Genomic DNA, 21,618 nt, shown 5'->3' with positions numbered 1-21,618 from the left:
CTTATATACAAATATCAAGATATCTTTTTTCTATTGTCTGACTTATCATTTTTTATATTTCTACTATGTTTCTTAAAGAATAATGTAATAATTGTTTTAATACTCTTCCTTTTCTATATCTTAATAAACTCAAATAGACCACAACTATAATCAGATATATTATTTATTTCATTACTTATCTCGTCTTTTAAGACTTTTTTTATTTTGCCTTCAGATATATATGAGAATTCTAATAATTCCATACAGGTAAATTCACTAATAAAAGTCAAAGGATTAAAAATTCTATGAGCATTGAAACAAACTTTATTTTCTTTTCCTATAGGTACACTTATGTACAATTTTCCTTTGGATTTAACCACTCTTTGAAATGCCTTAATTGCTTTAAAACATGCATCCGGATCTATCTCATCACCATACCTACCAAGTCCAAAATGTTCAATTACATGTAACGACGATAACGATTCTATTGAATCATCTGCAATTCCATTCATATTAGTTGCATCTGCACAAATAAATTGAATTCCATCAATATTATAATTTAGTGGACGTATATCTATTAGATTAACTTTATTCCTAAATACTAATAAATGTGAAATAAGTCCATCAATCCTTGAACCAACATCATAATGTTCTAACGGATTATTTTTTAATATCTTTTGTGCAGCCCAAATATCTTGATAAAAATAGTGACCGTCAATATAACCTGCTGATTCACTAATATCATTAGTAAATATATACAAGTTTTTTTTATCTATCTTAAAGTCATCTCTTTTATTCATCTTTTCATAAGTACCAATATTCTCTCTTATTTCCCTTATACTTAATCTTCTTTCATCAAATTTATACTGTAATATTCTATTCTCTTCGATGCTTAATGTGTACATAAGCTGTGATTTAATTTCATGATAAAAACTACTTACTATCAAGATAAAGTCAAAATCAAGATTTACTATATTATTTACTTCTATAAAATTACTATATTCTAAAGACTTAGCACTATTATTATCGGCACGCCCCACTATGTCATACTTTTTTTCTATATCTTTTTCAAATTTTTTATATAAACTACCTAATCCAAATATAACCACTTTTTTCTTATTCATACATTCTTCACGTCCATGTCAATAATTTTTTTATTACTTCCTTTACATAGAAAATTATTATATACTTCTTCTATTCCATATTTTAATTCAATCCGATATCTCCATCCTAATTTAGTCAAATTATTTACATCTAAAAGCTTTCTCTGTGTACCATCCAGTTTACTTGTATTGTACTGTATTCCTCCTTTATAACCAACAATTTCTTTTATCATCTCAGCTAAATTTTTTATACTAATTTCCCTACCAGTTCCAACATTAAAAAATTCATCACCATCATAGTTCTCCATCAAAAACACACATGCATCAGCCATATCATCTACATGTAAAAATTCCCTTAATGGTTTTCCAGTTCCCCATATTTCAACGTAGGGTAAATTTTTAGCTTTTGCTTCATGAAATTTTCTGATCAAAGCTGGCATTACATGTGATGTTTCCAAATCATAACTGTCGTTAGGACCATATAAATTTGTTGGCATTACGCTTATAAAATTATCTCCATATTGTTTTTTAAAAAACTGACACATCTTAAGTCCAGAAATCTTTGCTAATGCATAAGCTTCATTTGTAGGCTCTAGATATCCTGATAAGAGATATTCCTCTTTTATGGGCTGAGGACAATTTTTAGGATATATGCATGAACTTCCTAAAAACAATAACTTCTTTGTTTTGAAATCATGAGCAGCTTTTATAACATTGCATTCAATCATTAGATTCTCATAAATAAAATCTGCAGGATACATATTATTAGCATTTATTCCTCCAACCTTCGCTGCTGCCAAAAAAATATACTCTGGTTTTTCTCCTTCAAAGAACTTCTTAACGTCACTCTGATTCGTCAGATCTAGTTCTTTATGACTTCTGCTTATTATATTTTCATAGCCTTTTTTCTTAAGATTCCTTATAATAGCAGATCCAACTAGACCATTGTGCCCTGCCACGTAGATTTTACTGTCCTTTTTCATCACTTGCATCTCCTAAAATATTTATTCATTTTCTATAATGAAATTAAATCTCACCTATATGTTTCCAATTCAATCCCACATATTTCTCTCAAATCTGACTTTATCATCATGCTAACTAATTCCTTAAAGCTTGTCTTAGGTTTCCAACCAAGTTTTTCTTTAGCTTTAGCTGCATCTCCCAATAATAGGTCCACTTCTGTAGGTCTGAAATACCTAGGACTTATATCAACTAATACCTTACCTGTTTTTATATCTATTCCTTTTTCATTTACTCCCTTTCCATACCATTTAATATCTATTCCAACCTCTCTAAAAGCAAGTTCCGCAAATTCTCTTACAGTATGAGTCTCACCGGTAGCAAGAACATAATCGTCAGGCTTGTCCTGCTGAAGCATAAGCCACATACCTTCTACATAGTCACCGGCAAATCCCCAATCCCGCTTTGCATCCATATTTCCTAGAGATACTTTGTCTTGAGTACCTTTTATTATGTTAGCTACGGCTCTGCTTATCTTTCTTGTTACAAAAGTTTCACCTCTTCTAGGAGATTCATGGTTAAATAGAATTCCGTTACAAGCGAAAATATCATAGGCTTCCCTATAATTTACTGTTACCCAGTATGCATATAGCTTAGCTACTGCATATGGGCTCCTCGGATAAAATGGAGTTTTCTCACTTTGTGGAGCTGTTCCTTCTAAACCGCCAAATAACTCTGACGTAGATGCCTGATAAAATTTCGATTTTATGCCCGTTTCTTTTATAGCATCTAATATTCTTAGAGTCCCGATAGCATCTGTTTCAGCAGTATATTCTGGCACTTCAAAGGACACCTGTACATGACTTTGCGCTCCCAAATTATATATTTCATCTGGTTCAACCTTCTCAATAATTCTATTTAAATTGCTGGAGTCTGTTAAATCTCCATGATGAAGAAATAAAGTTTTAGTGCCTATTTCAGGATTTTCAAATAAATGATCTATCCTTTTTGTATTAAAAGTACTAGCTCTTCTTATTATTCCATGAACTTCATATCCTTTGTCCAATAAAAATTCCGTAAGATATGAGCCATCCTGCCCTGTTATTCCTGTAATTAATGCCTTTTTCATTAAAAGTTCCTCCATTACCCTCTATCTAACATCTTCTTTGTTTCCTTAATATTCACAATATTTTCCTTTTTACCTATGAAGATTATATCATTTGTCTCAGCTACTAATATATCATTAAGCCCAACTACCACAATTGGTTTATTGCCTCCCATTATTATATTGTTGCTGCCTTCTATACACCTTATATTGCCAACACCAATATTATTATTTACATCCTTTTCTCTATATCTTTCAACTGATTTCCATGTACCTACATCATCCCATCCAAATTCTGCTGGAGCCACATATATATTTTCTGCTTTTTCCATAATGCCATAGTCTATAGATATATTGTCAACATCCATATATCTATCCCTAAGGACTTTTTGAAAATCTTCTTCTGCAATTTTGGATAATTGTTCTAAAATTTCATAAGTATTAGGTAGGTACTTTTGAATAAGTTTCAATATATTTTTAGTTTTCCATATGAACATTCCGCTATTCCATAAGTACTCGTGTTGCAGCATATATTGTTTAGCTCTATCTAATGTTGGTTTTTCAACAAATTTGTCCACTTTATAGAAATCTGAAAATAATATGCTTCCTGTTTTCAATTTCATATTAGCTTTTATGTAACCATAACCTATTTCAGGTCTATCAGGTTTTATTCCTATAGTTACAATGGCTTCTTGATTCTTCTTTACAAATTCACTAGAAGAAGCTATAACCTTTATAAATTTATCTTCTTCAGTTACCAAATGATCAGATGGCACTACTACCATTTCAGAATCTTCATAGAACTTATCTATAACAAGCGCCGAAAGTGCAATACAAGGAGCTGTATTTCTACCTATCGGTTCTACAATAATATTTCTCTCAGGCAAATCTGGAATTTGCTGTCTTAATAAATCCACGTATTTTTCCCCAGTAACTACAAATATTCTATCTATAGGAACTATTTTCTTCATTCTATTAACTGTCATCTGAATCATTGTATCTTTGCCTAAAAGATTCAAAAATTGCTTCGGTTTTTCATCTGTAGAAAGTGGCCAAAACCTTTCACCTTTGCCTCCAGCCATTATTAATACACAAAGCATAATATTCCTCCAAGCTATTATTCTACATACTTCCACCCCATAGGTGTCCCTCTCTTAATATCCATCCTTGCTTTCTTTCCAATCACATCTTTAATATACTTAGTCTCCATTCCAAATCCAGGTCTAATGCTTTTAACATTTTCTTCAGTAAATACTTCCCCAGCCTTTATATCCTTCACAGCAAAAAGACTCCTAGAATGTTCCCTACTCTTAATTTGTTTTTCAGTCAAATCATATGAAACTTTTCCCAAAGCTTTTTCAATATCACGTATACCATCTACCATTATTTTAAATTCTTCTGGTTCCATGGAAAAAGCTGAATCTGGTCCTCCATCACTTCTTCGGAGAGTAAAATGCTTTTCTACTATCTTAGCACCAAGTGCTGCTGCGCCAATAGATACAGCACTTCCCAATGTATGATCAGAAATTCCCACAGCGCAGCCAAAAACCTCCACCATGTTAGGTATAGTTTTTAAATTAGTCACTTCAAGAGGTGCCGGGTAAGCTGATGTACACTTTAGTAATGCCACTTTTTCATTGCCCATTCTCCTGCAGGCATCAATAGCCTCCTGTATGTCTCCCAGCCTTGCTATACCTGTTGACATTATTACCGGCTTTCCTTTTGATGCAATGTACTCTATAAACGGAATATCATTTATCTCAAAAGAAGCTATTTTATATGCAGGCACATCCATCTCCTCTAAAAAATCTACAGAAGTTGTATCAAATGGCGAAGAAAAACATATAAGACCTTCTTCTTCAGCTATCCTTTTAAGCTTAGGCTGCCAATCCCAAGGAGTGTAAGCTTTTTCATACAACTTATAGAGGGTTGTGCCATCCCATATAGTTCCTTGTTTTATCTGAAAATATTCATTATCACAATCTATTGTAATCGTATCCGGTCTATAAGTCTGAAGTTTTATAGCATCAGCTCCAGCCTCTTTTGCTGCTTTTATAGTCTCAACAGCCCTATCAAAATTCTGCAAATGATTTGCAGACATCTCCGCTATTATAAACACTGGTGAATTATCGCCTATAAGTCTATTTTCTATTTCAAAGCTTTTCTCCATAATTCCTCCAAATTTTATCTATTCTATTTATATATTATAATATTCGTACAAAGAAACTAAAAACTTAGTATATTAAAAAAACTTTTTTGTTATATTAAAGTACCTCTATAATATTTATATCTTATAATTCCACATATTCCAATATATATAATTAGTGTTATTTAAAAACGTAAAAAAAGAACATCAAAAACTGATTTTAACTGTCAGTTAATGACATTCGCACCTTATATATAAATTAATTATTTAATTTCGAAATTCAGCTCCGCTGAATTTCCACCTTCTCTTTTCTCTTTTCTCTCTTCTCTTTACTCTTGTCAAGCTCTTGTCAAGCTCTTCTTATGCTTTTTTCTGATTAATCTCACTATTAATTGCTGAAACTTCAGGATTTTCATCCAAATAACTAACTATATTACTAGCACTAACATATTCATCTTGAAAATGCTTACATATATTCTCTACCAATTGGAAATCTTCTTTAGTATCTACGCACAGTCTGTAATCCTTAGAAAATTTCTCATTTCCCTTCACATACCCAACATGATATTCTTTAGGATGTCTATACATATATAATGTAACATGTTCCTTGTAAGGAGCATACTCTTCAGTGTTTACATCTTTTACTTTGTTGTAAACTTCTAGCATTGCTTTGCTAGAGAACACTTCTACATCAAAGCCTCTAATAAAACTATCTGGCACGTCAAGCCTAACATAATCATTATCATTATAAAGGAAATTGGTAATTACATTATCGACAATTACTGGATCAATAAATGGGCAGTCACCTGTAACTCTAACTACAGCACATTGCTCGTCACCCATATACTTTTTTACTGTTTCTGCATATCTTTTAAGCACGTTGTCTTCATCACCTCGAAAGACATCAAAGCCTGCTTCACTAACTTCCCGAGCAAGCGGATCATCCTGCTTCTTATCAGAGGTTGCCAGCACCAATTTATCAATGTATCTGCTTTTGCTGAGCCTCTCCAATGTAAAAAGTACCATAGGCTTTCCGCCAAGTTTCTTAATAACCTTACCTGGCAGTCTTTCTGACCCCATCCTTGCCTGCACAACACATATAACCTTCAAAGTGATTCCCCCTTTAAATAATGTTCTATTTCCGTGAGATTTTTCATGTTTATATCAGCTTCATGCTCTCTATCTAGAAAAAGATTCCTATGGACTCCAATTTCTCTTATTATTCTAATAGTCTTAAATCCAGCTGCTCTGGCACCAATAAAATCCTTCTTCGGATTATCTCCCACATATACAGCTTCTGAACCCATTAAATCAAATTTACTAAGCAGCAGTTTAAATGCATAACTGCTTGGCTTCCAATTTTCGGCTCCGTGCTCATCAGTGACTACAATATAATCAACCAGCTGTTCCAGCTTTAACGCTTTTATTTTGTTACGCTGTACAAAAGCCATTCCATCAGTCACAATAGCGGTTTTATAGTTGGACTTCTTTAGGCTCTCAAGAACTTCTTCTGCATCAGAAAACAATTTAAGCGGTTCTTCATTGTTTCTATATACCTTAATTAGATATGCTATATCTTCCTGCAAATTATATTTCTTGCACAATTCATCAAATATCTTTCCTCGGCCTTTAGTGTTAAGAACCTCCATGCAGGAATCCAAAAGCTGTTCTTCATTTAAGTGATATTTAGCTGCAATATATTTAGATACAGCCTTAAAGCCGCCAATTACAAAAGTACTTTCGTCATACAAAGTATCATCTAAATCAAAAGCTATAAGTTTTATCATAATATGACCGCCTCATCGTACCTTAGCATAGTAATTTCGTTAAACTGCCCGATTACAGAATCAATAGGTTCACCTTTAACTAAACACTTAATGAAGTTACAATAATTTATACCGCTTGCAAAAGTTGCTGGAACACCGCCTCCAAACCTTGGATTAACTTCTATGAAATTTATGTTTTCCTGTCGATGTTCAGCTATGTTAACTATACATTGTATTGTTATAGGTCCAACAAACTTAGTTCTTTTACATAAACTAATAGTTTCAGCAATAATCCTCCTATGACATACTGTCCTGGTTTTTGCTACCTCACCAGCACGTACATCAAGCCTTATTCTAGGTACGGCAGAAACAACTTTTCCATTTAAATCGCAGAATACATCTATGGTATATTCTGTTCCTTTTGCAAAACTCTGAACTACAGGTTTCTCTACATAGTCAATAAAAAACCTCAATTCCTTCTCATTATTTATTTTAAAAACATTGCTGCTGCCCATACCATCCACAGGTTTAATTATGTAAGGATAGTTCATAACGTCACCGCTATTTATTTTCTTCAGTATCTCTTCGTCGGTAAACGTGTCGGGAGTAGGTATTTGATTACTCTTAAAGAAATTATAGGTACTCCATTTATCATTAAAGGTTTCAATAACTCTTTTATCACTTAATATTAATATTATTCCATGTTCTTCAAACCTTTTTCTGTTCTCGACTAAAAGCATAAATTCTGTTTCATACAGAGGAATAACAGCCTTTACTTGCTCCTTATCACAAATATCTATAAGACTGTCTACATATCCCTGCTGATTATATCTTGGTACTTCATAAAAGGCGTCTAAGAAATTTGCAGCAGCCACCAAGCTGCTGCAATCTACACCTATAACTCTGAATTCGCTTTTTAAATGCTTTATTAACTGCACTCTTTTTCCTACTGCTGTCAATAATATGTTCATAGTTCATTTCACCTGTTATATCAAATTTGCATTAAGTATAAGCTGCCTAACCTGCTCTTTAGTTAAGCTGTTCTGGTTATGGGAGGAATATGAGCCTGGTTCACAATGCGTATAATGCTGATACTTGCGTTCATAATAAGGCGCATTAAAGCTAACCGGTATAACTGCATACATTTCACCTAAATCATAGGCATACTTTGACTCTTCGTAGGTCATAAGCTCTTCATACATCTTTTCTCCTGCTCTAATGCCTATATGTTCTATCTTAACCTTTGCAGAATCTATATCATACTTCTTTCCAGTCTCCTCTACCACAACTTCAGCTAAATCACCAAGCTTTAAAACAGGCATTTTAAGTACAAAAAGTTCACCGCCTATGCCTATCTCTCCAGCTTTTAATGTCAGCTTCACTGCTTGATCTCTAGTCATCATAAACCTATCCATAGCACCGTCAGTGACAGTAATTCTTCTGTTCTCCACAACCTGACGCTTAAAGAGAGGTATTACAGAGCCTCTGGAGCCCATTACATTTCCAAATCTTACTGCTACAAATTTCATGTCTCTAGGACCTTTGCTGTAGTTTGCAGCCTGTACTAATTTTTCTGCCAGCATCTTTGTCGCTCCGTATGAATTTGTTGGATTAATAGCTTTATCACTGCTGGTAAATATTACTGTACTTACATCATTATACATAGCTGCCTTAACAACATTTTCCATGCCATTTACATTAGTCTTTATGGCTTCATCTGGATTATATTCACAGGAAGGCACATGTTTCATGGCAGCAAGATTAAATACTACATCAACATCAGCCATGGCTCTTTCTAGTCTATAATAATCTCTTACATCGCCTATTAAAAACCTCAGCTTATTAATACCTTTATCTCTATACTCATTTTGCATTACAAACTGTTTATATTCATCCCTGCTGAATATTCTTATTACCTTTGGATTGTGATTTTTTAAAAGCTCTTCTACTATTCCAGTACCTATCGTACCCGTACCGCCTATTATAAGTATATTTTTACCAGTGTAATATGTCATTGAATTCACCGCCTTAGTTAAATGTGTTCATACTGATCTTATCGTTCCATTTCTGTAATATTGGTGACAATTCATATTGAAAAAGATCTCCTAAAAGAATAAAGTCACTGTTTTCAAAAGCCTCAACCATTGAATTTAATACTTCATTTATTTCACTAGTATCTATTTTTTCTTTTTGGACATTCTCCGTTAGATTTATTGCCTTTATTGTAAGACTTAAATCATCTATGAAAACTCCAATATGGTTTGAAGCATCTGAATCTCTTCCTTCAGCAAAGTAGGTACTTATTTCTTCTGCTTTAGCTAAAAGGTAATTTATACTTTCTGATACAGTCATTAATAATTCAAATTTCTTATCCATTTAATACATCCTCCAGTATTTCAATATCTATATTTTCACAACCTGCAATATTTAGACCTTTACTGCAATTAATAAACCTTATATGTTCAGTTGTAGATATAGTTCTCTCTATCCATCGCTTTACAGAATAAAAAAAATTATTTGTATAAATTTTATCACCACTAACTGCTTCAGATAAAAAATCCCTACTATCTACTTGATGATAATGTTCCTTTCCGTATACTGTATTGTCCACATGTCTTTTTCCATTGATATATGCTAAATCCTGTCCTAAAAATATTACAGTTTTAGGTTTTCCTGCTATTGCTATTGATAAGGCAGCCGTAGCAACAGAATTTCCGCAATCTATTCTTATATCATTTATTTTATCGTAATTATAAAATATATATTTAGACCCTTTATAACTTTCTGCAGCTTTATATGAGGATGTATACAAAAAGCACATAGGTATATTAAATTTTTCAGTATCTAATCCATTTATTTGATTAAATACATGCTCTAATGGATCGGTGGAGCAAAACATACCAGGCTTTATATCGTTTTCTAAAAGCATCTTAAGAGGCGTACCCATAGTTATTATAAAAAAATTACCCGTTGCCGCTAACTCTTTCAGCTTATCTATACTCATATTAAGTGATGGCCCGCCTGCCACAATAATTACATTCTGATTTTTAAAATTATGCTCATTAAAAAACTGGTGCATCGTCTTAACGTTTTTTAATTTATTATTATTTTCACTATTAAAATCCAGCAATTCTTTATTCTTTAATTCTGTACTTTTTTCAGCCTCATACTCTAAAATAATTTCCGAAAATTTTTTTGCTGCTTCAGGTATCAATTCTAACGATGGCCTATAAATATAAAAACCATCACACTTGCTTACAGCCTCAGAAAAAGCTTCACAAAATTCTTTGCTGAAATCCCTTAAATGTATATCAACATTTTTCATATTAAAAAGCTGCTTTATAAACTTACTATTTTTTATTTCAGGTTCTTCATACAGCTCTTTTGACAGATCAAACACTGTTATATTAATTTTATCTCCAAACCTGTCTGCAAGAGCTTTTATATGATATCCAAGACCTAATCCATAAAAAACTACATTTAAAGTTTTTTCATTTGATTCAATATTAAGTCCATCTACATACTTTTCAGCTTCTTTTAAAGGATAATATAAACTATGAAGAAGTTTATTATTTACCTTTACTGTCAGCAGTGTTTCGTTATTTACAGTCTCCTTTGTAGAAAAAAATTGAATATTAAGACTGCGCATATTTCTCCTTCTCCTTTTTCATATCTTCTAGTAAATAATCCAGTTCTCCGAGTATAACATCTATCCCAGCTGCATACCCCTTGTATATACAAATATTTCTTGTAGCTATTCGAATTCCCTTATCACGTTCTGTTTCAAAATTTTTAGTCCTAGTTTCCTTATTTAATACTACACTTTTCATATACTCATATGCGCATAAGTTTATTAAATAGAGTATTTCTTCTTCCTTAGCATAAAGCAAATCAATATCATCCAGCTTCTTCAGTACAGAATTTATGTTTTTCTTTTTACAATCTTTATAGTATTGAAGAAGAATATCAGCATTTTTAACACCATCTAAAGCTTTATCCCTCATAGAAACCAGCTTGTCTCTGAATTGCTGCATCTTCTTTATTATACTGCTATAATCAGGCTCGACCTTTTCAGATAATATAGATAGAATTCTTTCTTTATCTCTGGTTTCATCTTCGCCGCTATTTGAATTAAAAAATTCTTCCAAACTCATAATTTCAGTTCCCTGAATTTTGGCTCCGCCTTCAGTACAATTTATAAACCTGATGTTGCTATTAGTTCTTATGAACATTTCAAACCATTTTCTGAATATAGAAAGACTTCTGCTGGTAAGTACTTTCTCTTCTACATTTCCTTCCACATAAAAAGCTTCAGCTCTATTTATAGAAGCTACCTGACCAATAAGTTTTTCATTGCTTGAGCTATCTGAATGATATTTGTTATCAGTATATGCTAGATCCTGTCCTACAAAAACGATATTTTTTGCTCCCATATAACCAGCAAGAGAAGAGCATAAATGGGCTACTGATCCGCCTACTGGCAAAGAATCAAATTTTACATTAAATATATAACTAAAGCTACTTATAAGATGGTTCAGAAAAAATATTTTCTTTCCTTTATATCTCTCAACCAAATGACTATTTAACTGCTCAAAGCATGCCATTGGTATGTTTTCTTCCATAACTGGTCCCATAAGCTGTTCCATTATTCCTCCTGGATCCACTGCACATACAAAATCTGGTCTTACTCCATTATCTAATAGTTCCTTTAAGCTTCTTGCAGCACATATTATTATAGCTTTATTCTGATATTTTTTTAAAACATTTATATTCTTTTTCAAGGATGGTCCAGAAGAGACTACCACAGCAGTAGTACCCTTAAACTTTTGGTAGAATTTGAAGGTCGGTACACTCCTAGCAATGGTCTTAATATTTTTAAAGTAATTATCCAGTACTTTATTCTTAAAAGTCAAATTTGTTTCAGCTGAAGCTATCATCATCTCCGTAACAAATTTTACAGTTCTAGCGGCCATATCTATTTCTTGCTGGTAAAGCTTATCATAGTTTGCATAAAAATTATAATATATATAATTAGGATAACTCCTATCGACTTCTTTTTCAAAAATATCAATTATTTGACTTTCATTAGAATAGGTGTTTATTAGTACTCTAGGATTGGTTAAAATCTTTCTTAAATCTCTTTCTTCACAAGCTGTTCTTATTATATTAATATCTGATTCCAATACAATTATTTTGTTATACTGACTTTTATTTAACAGTTCCTCTATATGATATCCAGTTCCAAAGCCTATTACAACATACATAGCATCTCCGTCTTCTAAATCGTAGCTTCGAAGAAACTTGTCTATAAGGCTCTTATTGTTGTATTTACTTCCAAGATAAATCTCTTTTCCATTTTTATTTACTTTTATTATCTTTTGTCCATCATTCGCTGTATCACATGAATAATTATCATTTCTATCTATATGTTTTAAATTTATGTTTCCTTTTTTTCTTAATAATTCTATATTATTTTCGAAAAAATTCATAGGTTTCCTCCAAAATTCATTTTATAAAAAAAGGACTAGATATAATCTAATCCTTTTTTCTAAGTTAAAGATAATTATCTTAACAAGGAAAGAACGTTCTGTGGAGTCTGGTTTGCTTGAGCAAGCATTGCCTGAGCAGCCTGAGTAAGAACATTGTTCTTGCTGTACTCCATCATTTCTTTAGCCATGTCAACATCTCTTACACGGCTTTCTGCTGCTTGTAAGTTTTCTGAAGCATTATCAAGGTTAGCGATAGTATGCTCCAATCTGTTCTGCCAAGCACCAAGCTGACTTCTCTGGCTGGATACCTGCTTAATTGCAGCATTAATTGTGGATATAGCCTTAGTTGCACTAGTATGACAGCTAACTGATATACCGTTAGTATCTGTAGCAGAAGTGGATATTGTAACACTTAATGCATTAGCACTCATGCTTTGAATGTGTATTGACATAGCTAATCCATTTGTAGCTGTAGCAGCATTTGAACCGATCTGGAATACAAGAGCCTTAGTTCCTGTAGCTAAACTACCATTAAGTAAGTTAGTTTCATTGAACTGAGTTGATTTTGATATTCTGTCTATTTCATCAACTAATGATTTAAGTTCTGTGTTTATAGCAGATCTATCAACTGTGTTGTTAGTATCATTAGCTGCCTGAGTAGCTAATTCTCTCATTCTTTGAAGTATGCTCTGAGTTTCATTTAAAGCACCTTCAGCAGTCTGGATTAATGAAATACCATCCTGTGAGTTTCTTGAAGCTTGATCAAGACCTCTGATCTGAGCTCTCATCTTTTCAGATATTGAAAGTCCAGCAGCGTCGTCTCCAGCTCTGTTGATTCTGTAACCAGAACTTAATTTCTCCATTGCCTTTGAAGTAGCACTGTTGTTGATTCCTAACATTCTGTTAGCGTTCATTGCACCTAAATTGTGTTGAATTACCATAATAAATTCCTCCTTGAATTTGTTTTGGACATCCTTGTCCACTTTTTGATATCTGTTAACCTATGTTGAGTCGGCCAACTCTATCACTTAATATATATAACAAGCCTTTTGGCTTATTAGCAAATTAGATTAACTAATATATTTATCGTAGCCGCATAAATACACTTTATAGTTTTTTTTATTTTTTTATAATTTTTTTTATAATTTTTTTGTTTATTAACTTAATGCTGATGAAAGCCAACTGCTTTGAGAGTTTAATTTGTTCATATTAGCTTCAAGCGTAGCAAACATGTTATAATATCGCTGCTGCTTCTCTGCAAAATTTTCCTTCATCAAAGTAATTTTCTTTTTCTGCTCAGTTATACTCTTACTCAGGTCATTGGTCACTTCCCATCTTGTATCTGTATAACCAGCTTTTTGAATAAGAGTACCATCAAAACCTACAACGCCATCAACAATTTTTCCGAATTTACGTATAATTCCTTTAGTATCATCGCTGCTTGAACCATTAAAACTATACTGAGAAAATAAGTCGAAAACTTGATCTGCTCTATTTTCTAAAGCATCCTTTAATTTACTTTCATCAATTTGAATTTTACCGCCATTTTTGTAGTCAGAAGTGGTAGTTATTCCTATCTGAGTATTGGTTAAACCTGCTCCTTTTACTGTACCGTAAACAGCTTCTCTTAAACTTGTAAGCATACCACTAAGCACAGTATCATTTCTAAGTATTCCCTTCTTAGCCTTCGTCTCCCATTTTGTTATCTGATCCTCTGTCATATCTTTTTTCTGGGCATCCGTAAGCGGCTGGTAATCACTATCCTTCTTCTCAGTTAGTTTCGTATTTATATCGCCTATAAGTGTGTTATAATCATCGAAAAAGGCCTTGATTTTTTTATAGGAATCATCTGCATTTGCTTTTACGCTTATATTAGATTGTCCATACATTGTTGTTGTCAGGGTTCCATCTGATGCTCTTGTAGTGTTATAAACAACTCCACCTTTTTCTGTTATACCTTCTTCAGTAATAGGCGGAACGAGTGTACTAGAAGAAGCTGAATCTGTCGGAGATGGACTCTGAAGATTATAAGTAACTCCATCTATTGTGAATTTATTGCTGCTTTCTGTCTTCTTTACAGGATTAGCCATCCCTGGTTCAGTAATATATACAACAGCATCATTACCATTACTAGTTGCTGCTCCACCAAATATACCTGCTGCAGTCCCTGAAATCTGCATCTCCGCTGTAAATCCAGTGTCCTTTGTTTCTAATGATAATTTTCCTGTAAGCTGACTATAATTAATATTCACATGATTTGTTAATGCATCATCACCGCTATATGTATTTTTTAGGCTATTTATAAAATCATCCATTGTCATAGTAGAGGTTACATTAACATTAAATGTCTTATCTCCTATTTTTATGGAAAGATCACCTGCCGTTAACGTACCAGATGTGTTTTCTACCTTAGCACCTGAAGCTAACTTCTCTATGGCTATACTGTATATTCCTTTAGCTGCACCAGGTAAAGTACTTGCTGAAATATATTTTGAATCATCATCACTTACACTAGCGGCCACACCATTAAAATTATTTGCATTAAGCATACTTGTGTCCGATGTAGCAGTAGCTGTATCCAGATATTTTTTATAAAAGTCTTTTAGCTTTGTAATAATATCTACATAAGCTTCCTGCTGCCATTCTGTGTACTGCTCATTCTGATTAGCCTTATCTAGCTTAGTCTGATCACCAGACATCATCTGCTCAACATATTTATCTGTATCTACTCCTGTTGCAAGTCCAGTCATTCTATTATAGCTTGTACTAGAACTTGTACTGCTTACACTACTCATTTTCCATTACCTCCTCAAATCCTTGTATTGAAAAAGCTTTTGATTGAATTAGAGCTATTATAATAACTCTTATTAGCAACTTTTCTTTCCTTAAGCTTTCTCAAATTTTCTCTCATTTCATCCTTTTTCTTATAAATTGCATCTTCAAGCTGTTTACTTTTATTTAATAACTGAAATTCTTCAGCTATCTTTCTAAATTCGTCCCCATCATAACCTAAAGCATCAATTTCATCTATTATATACTGTCTCTTCTGAAACAGACTATCTATTGCATCAGGCTGTTCATTATTTACTGCAGTTGTCAATTCTTCTGTCAGGTTTTTATACTGGAGTAACTTCTCTCTTAATGTACTATTATCCATCTCATCACTCCTTATAGTACTTTATCTCTATAAATTAAAAATTGCTATTCTATAAAGGGTTTCCAGATTTTGAAATTTCATAAGCCTGCTCCCAGGTATCTTTAATATTTTCAGCTAATGGCAGTATCTCGTTATCTATTATAGAAACATCTTTTTTTATATTAGCTTCTACAAGCTTTTTAATAATAAAATCATATACTTGCTTTAGACTAACTGCCCACTTGCCTGCACTCTTTTCATCTAACGATATCATAAGTTCATAATAGATGTTCTGAGCTTTTATCATATTTTCATGAGCAACCTTTACATTTTTGTCTAATATACCTTGTCTGGCTATTTTAATAAACTTAACTGCACCTTCTACTAGCATAAGTAACAACTGTTCCTTTGAAGCATAATTAACACTATTCTTTTTATATACACTGTATGGATTATTCAATGCCATATTTACCCTCCTAATTGATTAACCGCAGCACGGTTATATTAATGGAACGCTAGCTTAAGTTGTCAATAAAAATCCCCTTATTTTCTTCCAACCCCATGGCTGTGCTTTCCTTCTCGGCCTGTACTTTTACAGTTTCTATCTTTACTGCATCTATATTTATCTTTTTTTTAGAATACTTTTCTATGCTGAATTTTTTCTTTTCCTGTTTTTTGTTCTTTTTAAATTCTTTTTCCTTTTGTTGATTATTATTATCGATGACTATGTTTTGTTTTGTATGTACTTTACCAGAACTGGTTTCATCATTTACTTTTTGGCGTAAATTCGTATCTATTCTGTTAACCCAAAACTCCATAAAATCACCACCTAAAACAAACTTTTTTAGCGTTTATGCTTTTTCATCTACTAGGACTCCCGCTAGCTCACACATTTTAGCAATCATCTCAAGAACCTTTTTGGGAGGTATCTCTTTTACTATCTCTTCTGTTTTGTTGTCAACTATCTTTACAATTATTTGGTTAAAGTCTTTCTGAACTTCATACTCAAGATGTGTTTTACTGCTCTCTATAAACTTGTTTAGTTTATCTACAGCATTTTTTACATCTTTTTCTTTTATATTCTGTTGATTTTCTCCATTTTTATTATCATTCTGTTCCTCAACGCTGGCAGATTGAGAAACAGTTTCATTTGTAACAGCTACTCCTATCTGAGGAGTTCCTCCTTGAACATTTCCAATAACATCCATGTTATCACCTCTTATTTTTTAGAGTTTTTAGAATTTTTGCATCAAACTCCGTGGCTGTCTTATTTTCTTCTCCTATTTCTTTATAAAGTTCTTTTCTTAAAATGCTTATATCCTTCGGAGCATTTATTGCAAGCTTAACCGAACCATCATCTACCTTTACCACCGTAACCTCAATATTGTCACCTATTAATACTGTTTCACCTTTTTTTCTAGCAATAACTAACATGATATCATACCTTAAACATAGGATGCTTTATAGCATACTTATCATTATTTAATATTATTTGCTGACCAAGTTTATTTTTTATATTTATAATTAACGGTGCTCTAAGGTTAACAGTAATTTTTTTAGGCTGGGAATGCAGGTTTACAGTGTTATAAATGAATACATCTTTAGCATCTGATATTTTTAATTGACTAACGACATTCTCAGGAATATCCACTTCATAGTTTTCCAGTATTTCAAAGGGAGATATGACTATAAGACCTATATTCATGTCTTCTATTGAATGTAGAATCTGAAAGCTCTCATTATCTTCAACAGGAAATAGTATATATTTTTTTAAGTTTTCAAAACCTGGAAGACCTTTATCAAATAATATAATGTCTTCTTCTGAATAGTGTCTAACACCATGATATTTAGTTTTAGCTTCCATTTTTCCTCCAATTTTAGCCTATATAGTCTAACAATGTAGGCTGTATAACTTTTGCACTTGTCTGCAAAGAAGCCTGATATACTGTCTGCATTGTTGCATATTTCATTGTTGTCTCAGTTATATCTATGTCCTCTGTTGAACTTAATACTGCCTTCATATTATCATTTTCTGCTTCGTTTCTAGTCTTAGCAGTTTCCATTCTGTTTTCTTTTGCACCAACAGAAGCCCTTACAGAGAGGATGTTGTTTATTGAATCCTTAACACTTTGCAGCGTGTCTCCAAGTATAGCATCCTTTGCCTGATTTTGTGTATCTTTACCGCCGCTAACTACAGTACCTTTTGGTATTACAGCTCCTGATTTTACTACTGAATTTTTAGGTATCGTTTTTCCTGCAGGTATGGAATCTCCCGCATGATAAACAGATCCATCCGTTGTAGTCACAGCGCTTCCATTCCATGTCATGCTGCTACTTAATGTCATATCTGCTGTTAAGGTTAAATCGCTGGATGTTGCTGTGGTTCCATCTGCAACAATATTTCCATCAAGGTTTGCTGTAATGGTTTTAAACATATCCATAATATTTCTTGCAGTACCCTTATCCGAATTGAAACTTACTATATCAGTTACTGGCACATTGTAATCGACTGTAACTCCTGTACTAACTTCAACGGACATTCTGCTCTGAAGCTGAGTCTTTTGATCAGCTGCAGAAATCGGTTGATCTCCTGAAACTGGCAGAATATTATAATTAATCTGTGTATTTCCCTGAGCGTCAGTAGTGTACGTAGTTGGCTTTGTATCTACCCTGCTGCCCCCAAATACATATCGTCCGCTGTAGTTTGTATTCATAATCTGAGAGAACTCTTCTACTTTTTGGTTTACCTCATCTTTTATAGCCTTCATTTCATTACTGCCATAAGCCGCATTTCCTGCTGCAACCATAAGTTCATTTATTCTCTGCAATACATTTCCCGCATCATTCAAGGCTGTATCAGTTGTTTCCTGCCAGTTTTTCAACGAAGTGATATTTGAATTATACTGCTCGTTAGCTCCTATGTCTGCATACAACTGCATAATTCTTGCTGCTTTAAAAGGATCATCGGAAGGTTTCCTTATTTGCTTGCCTGATGTCATTTGCTGCTGTAATGTCTGAAGATTGTTTAAATTAACCTGCATATCATTAAGAAAATTATTTGAAAGCATTTTATTAGTAATTCTCATATTTTCACCTCTTTAAACATAAATTATTTCTTAAGTCCATTTACTACTACATCCAATAGCTCATCTACCGTGGATATGATTTTAGCACTAGCTGAGTATGCATGCTGGTATTGAATCAAGTTTGACATTTCTTCATCTAAAGAAACCCCTGAAGTTGACGCTCTGTTTTGTTCAAAAATATTAAGCAGAGATTTCTGGTGATTAACCTGACTTGTTGCACTTTGTGATTGAGTTCCTAAAGCATCTACAAGATCCTTAAGAAATTTAGGTACTGTGGTACCATCGGCATTATTATTAAGTCTGCCGTCACTATCAAAGCCTTTACCGTTAACTAAATCTTTTCTTGTATTTATTGAACCGCCAATATTCTGCACCATAAGGAGAGCATCCTTGATATCCGATACAGCAGTGGCAACCTTGCCGTCTCCCTTACCGTCAGCATTAGTACCTTTATTAACCTTTATTTTCATTGGATCTTCAATTAATTCTTTATTGACAGAAATATTCTCAGCTGTAATAGCATCCTCAGCTGTTGTATCAGCATAATAGCCATCCTTTAGTACATCTTTACCTGAGGTGGTGTCATATTCTGCTTTAGAATTATTGACAAATATCGGAGGAGTCTTTTTACCATCATCAATTTTGTCACTTCCACTCTCAACAGCATTTACAGACCATGCTAAAGCCTTTGCCACATTATTTAGCTTTGTTAAGTACTTATCCACATTGCCTTTTATTTCACTGTATCCTTTAAGCTCTCCTGTTCTAGGCTTAAATACATATAAATCACTGTAACTAACAGTACCTGAAAGAGCTGAACCATCAGTATTTTTAATAGCATTACCATCTAAATCAGTAACAATGACTCTATTATTTTCTAACTCTTCCTTTTCTGAAGCAGACATATTAACTTTAATAGATTTCAATGTATGGGCGCCTGTTTTATCTCCATTTTCATAATAGGATACCTCATAGCAGCCGGCTATATCGTGACCGTCACTATCCTTTGCCTGAGTTATAGTATTCACATAAGATAGCCTTTTCTCATCTTTTGTATCGGTAGCATTTATTAATTTAGGCTGATAAACTGTTCCGCCTGATGGTGCTTTTCCACCATCATCTATTGCTAACAGATTAATAGAACTGTAATCATCCTTATCGATAGTAATACCAAACTCTTGGCTAAGATCATCCAGCAGTACATCTCTTTTGTCCAATAAATCATTAGCTGTCTCTCCAGCCTGAGTTACTCTCCTTATTTGCTGGTTTATCTGATCTAAATCATTTAGTTTCTGATTTACGCTAAAGACAGTAGATTGAATAAGACCATCCGTGTTATTCTTTATATCACTAATGTTCTTATATGTACTTCTGATATCATTAGCTACTGTAGCTGCCTGCTCAATTACAACAGTTCTTGCACTTGAACTTTCAGGAGTTGTAGAAAGCTCACTCCAGTTACCGAAGAATGTGGTAAAATCCTTTGAAAGCGCATCCTCGCTTGGTTCATCAAACGCTCCTTCAATTTCTGAAAAAGCTTTTTGCTGTACGAGATTTTCACCATACACTGAATTTGCCTGTCTAACCTGATAATCTACAAATTCATCTCTGACTCTGTTAATTTTATTTATTTCAGAGCCTGTTCCAAGCTGACCTGCAGATACAGCATTATTCATGGACGGCATTCCTTCCGGTCTTGTGGCAACGATCTGTGCCCTCTGTCTTGTGTACCCATCAGTATTTGCATTGGCTACGTTATGGTTTGTGACATCAATAGCTCCCTGCTGAGTAGTCAAGCCTCTTACTCCTGTATTTAATGTTGAAAATAATCCTGACAATTAAAACACCTCTTTACCTTTTCATTTTTCCATAAGAATTATAAACTTTAGTATTTCTATCAGGGTTTATAAACATAAGCATTTTACTACTAAAAGACAACCCCTGTTTAATCAGCTGCTCATTATTCTCTTTCTGTATTTTTAATAAATTTACCAGTCTTCTAACCTTTCTGAAGTTATCATCAATGTCTTCTCTTTCTGATGCGTCTACTGCCTTCTGCAATGTTGTACCTTTTACCAGTCCTCTTCTCTCCAGTTCAGTAGTAGCAATACTTTTATTGGCTGCATTAATTTTATCTGTAATACTCTCTAAACCAAAAACATCATTTTTTAGTAATAGTACATATTGTTCTTCCAATAGTTGAAGTAAATTTTCTAAAGCATCTTTTTCTTTAATTAATACCTCATTTAATTGATTGTAGTCCATTAAACGTCTCTCCCCTTAATAATATCTATCATTTTTTGAGCTACAAGTTTTGCATCAGGTTTATAGGTGCCGCTGCTTACTGCTTCTCTGAGCTTTTCAATATGTGCTTCAGATACATCACCTTTTAATCCAGCAGACATAGTATTTAAATTTCTACCTACATTAGAAATCTCTATAGTATCTTCACCCACATTGGTTTTGGGTTTTACATTATTAGTTTTGTTCTTAGTGTAAAGTTCTATTATGTTGTTTGTTCCTATTCCGTCTATTTTCATTTAAATAACCTCCTAGCATTTCAATCCATATAAAATGCACCAGCGAAATGCCCTATAAGCCCTTGTATTTATTTGAGCTTTAGATACGCATCATTTATATCTATTATCGGTTATGCCAACTTAAAGTTTATAGTTAACAGAAAAAAAGTTCTTTGAAATACAAGTTAAACACTGCACTTAAGAAGAGTCATTCATTTAATAATTAAGAATGAAGAATTAGGAATCACTTATGAAATTCTGCTGCGTAGAATTTCTGCCTTCATTCCTAATTCCTCATTTTACATTTCAAATTAAAAAATGTGTGCATA

At 33.1% G+C, this 21,618-nt stretch carries 24 protein-coding genes; all 24 read right to left on the bottom strand.

The window, feature by feature from the left end:
* Positions 1 to 113 precede the first annotated feature (113 nt).
* Positions 114 to 1,103: a DUF268 domain-containing protein gene (locus tag CLORY_RS13000; protein ID WP_207652212.1), complete on the bottom strand. Its 990-nt coding sequence runs from the start codon at positions 1,101 to 1,103 to the stop codon at positions 114 to 116.
* Positions 1,100 to 2,068 carry a GDP-L-fucose synthase family protein gene (locus CLORY_RS12995; RefSeq protein ID WP_341456644.1) on the bottom strand — a complete coding sequence of 323 codons (969 nt, stop codon included), beginning with the start codon at positions 2,066 to 2,068 and terminating at the stop codon, positions 1,100 to 1,102. Before CLORY_RS12995 ends, CLORY_RS13000 begins: the two co-directional genes overlap by 4 nt.
* Before the next feature lie 47 nt (positions 2,069 to 2,115).
* Positions 2,116 to 3,171: a GDP-mannose 4,6-dehydratase gene (gene gmd, locus CLORY_RS12990; RefSeq protein ID WP_079425110.1), complete on the bottom strand. Its 1,056-nt coding sequence runs from the start codon at positions 3,169 to 3,171 to the stop codon at positions 2,116 to 2,118.
* Between the two features lie 14 nt (positions 3,172 to 3,185).
* Positions 3,186 to 4,247 (bottom strand): mannose-1-phosphate guanylyltransferase, encoded by a 1,062-nt coding sequence (locus CLORY_RS12985; RefSeq protein ID WP_079425108.1) that lies wholly within the window; start codon positions 4,245 to 4,247, stop codon positions 3,186 to 3,188.
* Between the two features lie 17 nt (positions 4,248 to 4,264).
* Positions 4,265 to 5,317 (bottom strand): pseudaminic acid synthase, encoded by a 1,053-nt coding sequence (gene pseI, locus CLORY_RS12980; RefSeq protein ID WP_079425106.1) that lies wholly within the window; start codon positions 5,315 to 5,317, stop codon positions 4,265 to 4,267.
* 336 nt (positions 5,318 to 5,653) lie between these two features.
* Positions 5,654 to 6,403 carry a cytidylyltransferase domain-containing protein gene (locus tag CLORY_RS12975; protein WP_079425104.1) on the bottom strand — a complete coding sequence of 250 codons (750 nt, stop codon included), beginning with the start codon at positions 6,401 to 6,403 and terminating at the stop codon, positions 5,654 to 5,656.
* Positions 6,400 to 7,080 (bottom strand): HAD family hydrolase, encoded by a 681-nt coding sequence (locus CLORY_RS12970; protein ID WP_079425102.1) that lies wholly within the window; start codon positions 7,078 to 7,080, stop codon positions 6,400 to 6,402. Before CLORY_RS12970 ends, CLORY_RS12975 begins: the two co-directional genes overlap by 4 nt.
* Positions 7,077 to 8,030: an ATP-grasp domain-containing protein gene (locus tag CLORY_RS12965; RefSeq protein WP_079425100.1), complete on the bottom strand. Its 954-nt coding sequence runs from the start codon at positions 8,028 to 8,030 to the stop codon at positions 7,077 to 7,079. The genes CLORY_RS12970 and CLORY_RS12965 overlap by 4 nt, the downstream gene beginning before the upstream one ends.
* A 15-nt stretch (positions 8,031 to 8,045) precedes the next feature.
* Positions 8,046 to 9,074, bottom strand: coding sequence for an SDR family NAD(P)-dependent oxidoreductase (locus CLORY_RS12960; protein ID WP_079425098.1), 1,029 nt, complete (start codon positions 9,072 to 9,074; stop codon positions 8,046 to 8,048).
* A 13-nt stretch (positions 9,075 to 9,087) separates the two neighbouring features.
* On the bottom strand, positions 9,088 to 9,435 hold the full coding sequence (locus tag CLORY_RS12955) for a DUF8042 domain-containing protein (protein WP_079425096.1): 348 nt from the start codon (positions 9,433 to 9,435) through the stop codon (positions 9,088 to 9,090).
* Positions 9,428 to 10,708, bottom strand: a complete 1,281-nt coding sequence (locus tag CLORY_RS12950) for a motility associated factor glycosyltransferase family protein (protein WP_079425094.1) — start codon at positions 10,706 to 10,708, stop codon at positions 9,428 to 9,430. The genes CLORY_RS12955 and CLORY_RS12950 overlap by 8 nt, the downstream gene beginning before the upstream one ends.
* A complete protein-coding gene (locus tag CLORY_RS12945) occupies positions 10,695 to 12,548 on the bottom strand; it encodes a motility associated factor glycosyltransferase family protein (protein WP_079425092.1) in 1,854 nt (617 codons plus the stop codon). The genes CLORY_RS12950 and CLORY_RS12945 overlap by 14 nt, the downstream gene beginning before the upstream one ends.
* A gap of 74 nt (positions 12,549 to 12,622) precedes the next feature.
* On the bottom strand, positions 12,623 to 13,489 hold the full coding sequence (locus tag CLORY_RS12940; RefSeq protein WP_079425090.1) for a flagellin N-terminal helical domain-containing protein: 867 nt from the start codon (positions 13,487 to 13,489) through the stop codon (positions 12,623 to 12,625).
* 216 nt (positions 13,490 to 13,705) lie between these two features.
* Positions 13,706 to 15,343 carry a flagellar filament capping protein FliD gene (fliD, locus tag CLORY_RS12935; protein WP_079425088.1) on the bottom strand — a complete coding sequence of 546 codons (1,638 nt, stop codon included), beginning with the start codon at positions 15,341 to 15,343 and terminating at the stop codon, positions 13,706 to 13,708.
* 14 nt (positions 15,344 to 15,357) lie between these two features.
* Complete coding sequence (gene fliT, locus CLORY_RS12930; RefSeq protein ID WP_079425086.1) at positions 15,358 to 15,705, bottom strand: flagellar protein FliT; 348 nt, start codon at positions 15,703 to 15,705, stop codon at positions 15,358 to 15,360.
* 49 nt (positions 15,706 to 15,754) lie between these two features.
* Entirely contained in the window at positions 15,755 to 16,150 is a 396-nt protein-coding gene (gene fliS, locus CLORY_RS12925) for a flagellar export chaperone FliS (RefSeq protein WP_079425084.1), read from the bottom strand.
* A 49-nt stretch (positions 16,151 to 16,199) separates the two neighbouring features.
* The gene (locus CLORY_RS12920) at positions 16,200 to 16,502 is read right to left on the bottom strand and encodes a hypothetical protein (protein WP_079425082.1); all 303 of its coding nucleotides are present in this window, start codon (positions 16,500 to 16,502) and stop codon (positions 16,200 to 16,202) included.
* Positions 16,503 to 16,535: 33 nt separating this feature from the next.
* Positions 16,536 to 16,892, bottom strand: coding sequence for a flagellar protein FlaG (locus CLORY_RS12915; RefSeq protein WP_079425080.1), 357 nt, complete (start codon positions 16,890 to 16,892; stop codon positions 16,536 to 16,538).
* A 4-nt stretch (positions 16,893 to 16,896) separates the two neighbouring features.
* Positions 16,897 to 17,118 carry a carbon storage regulator CsrA gene (gene csrA, locus CLORY_RS12910; protein WP_079425078.1) on the bottom strand — a complete coding sequence of 74 codons (222 nt, stop codon included), beginning with the start codon at positions 17,116 to 17,118 and terminating at the stop codon, positions 16,897 to 16,899.
* Between the two features lie 4 nt (positions 17,119 to 17,122).
* Positions 17,123 to 17,548, bottom strand: coding sequence for a flagellar assembly protein FliW (gene fliW, locus CLORY_RS12905; RefSeq protein ID WP_079425076.1), 426 nt, complete (start codon positions 17,546 to 17,548; stop codon positions 17,123 to 17,125).
* Between the two features lie 13 nt (positions 17,549 to 17,561).
* Positions 17,562 to 18,770, bottom strand: a complete 1,209-nt coding sequence (gene flgL, locus CLORY_RS12900) for a flagellar hook-associated protein FlgL (protein WP_079425074.1) — start codon at positions 18,768 to 18,770, stop codon at positions 17,562 to 17,564.
* A 23-nt stretch (positions 18,771 to 18,793) separates the two neighbouring features.
* Positions 18,794 to 20,608, bottom strand: a complete 1,815-nt coding sequence (flgK, locus tag CLORY_RS12895) for a flagellar hook-associated protein FlgK (RefSeq protein ID WP_079425072.1) — start codon at positions 20,606 to 20,608, stop codon at positions 18,794 to 18,796.
* A gap of 13 nt (positions 20,609 to 20,621) precedes the next feature.
* On the bottom strand, positions 20,622 to 21,035 hold the full coding sequence (gene flgN / locus CLORY_RS12890) for a flagellar export chaperone FlgN (RefSeq protein ID WP_079425069.1): 414 nt from the start codon (positions 21,033 to 21,035) through the stop codon (positions 20,622 to 20,624).
* Complete coding sequence (flgM, locus tag CLORY_RS12885; protein WP_079425067.1) at positions 21,035 to 21,310, bottom strand: flagellar biosynthesis anti-sigma factor FlgM; 276 nt, start codon at positions 21,308 to 21,310, stop codon at positions 21,035 to 21,037. Before flgM ends, flgN begins: the two co-directional genes overlap by 1 nt.
* Positions 21,311 to 21,618: the final 308 nt, after the last annotated feature.

Origin of the sequence: Clostridium oryzae (assembly GCF_002029235.1) — a bacterium.
In the GTDB taxonomy this organism is placed as follows: Bacteria; Bacillota; Clostridia; order Clostridiales; family Clostridiaceae; genus Clostridium_AE; species Clostridium_AE oryzae.
The sequence above is the reverse complement of the archived record's forward strand: the minus strand, read 5'-3'. Positions and strand labels throughout refer to the sequence as shown.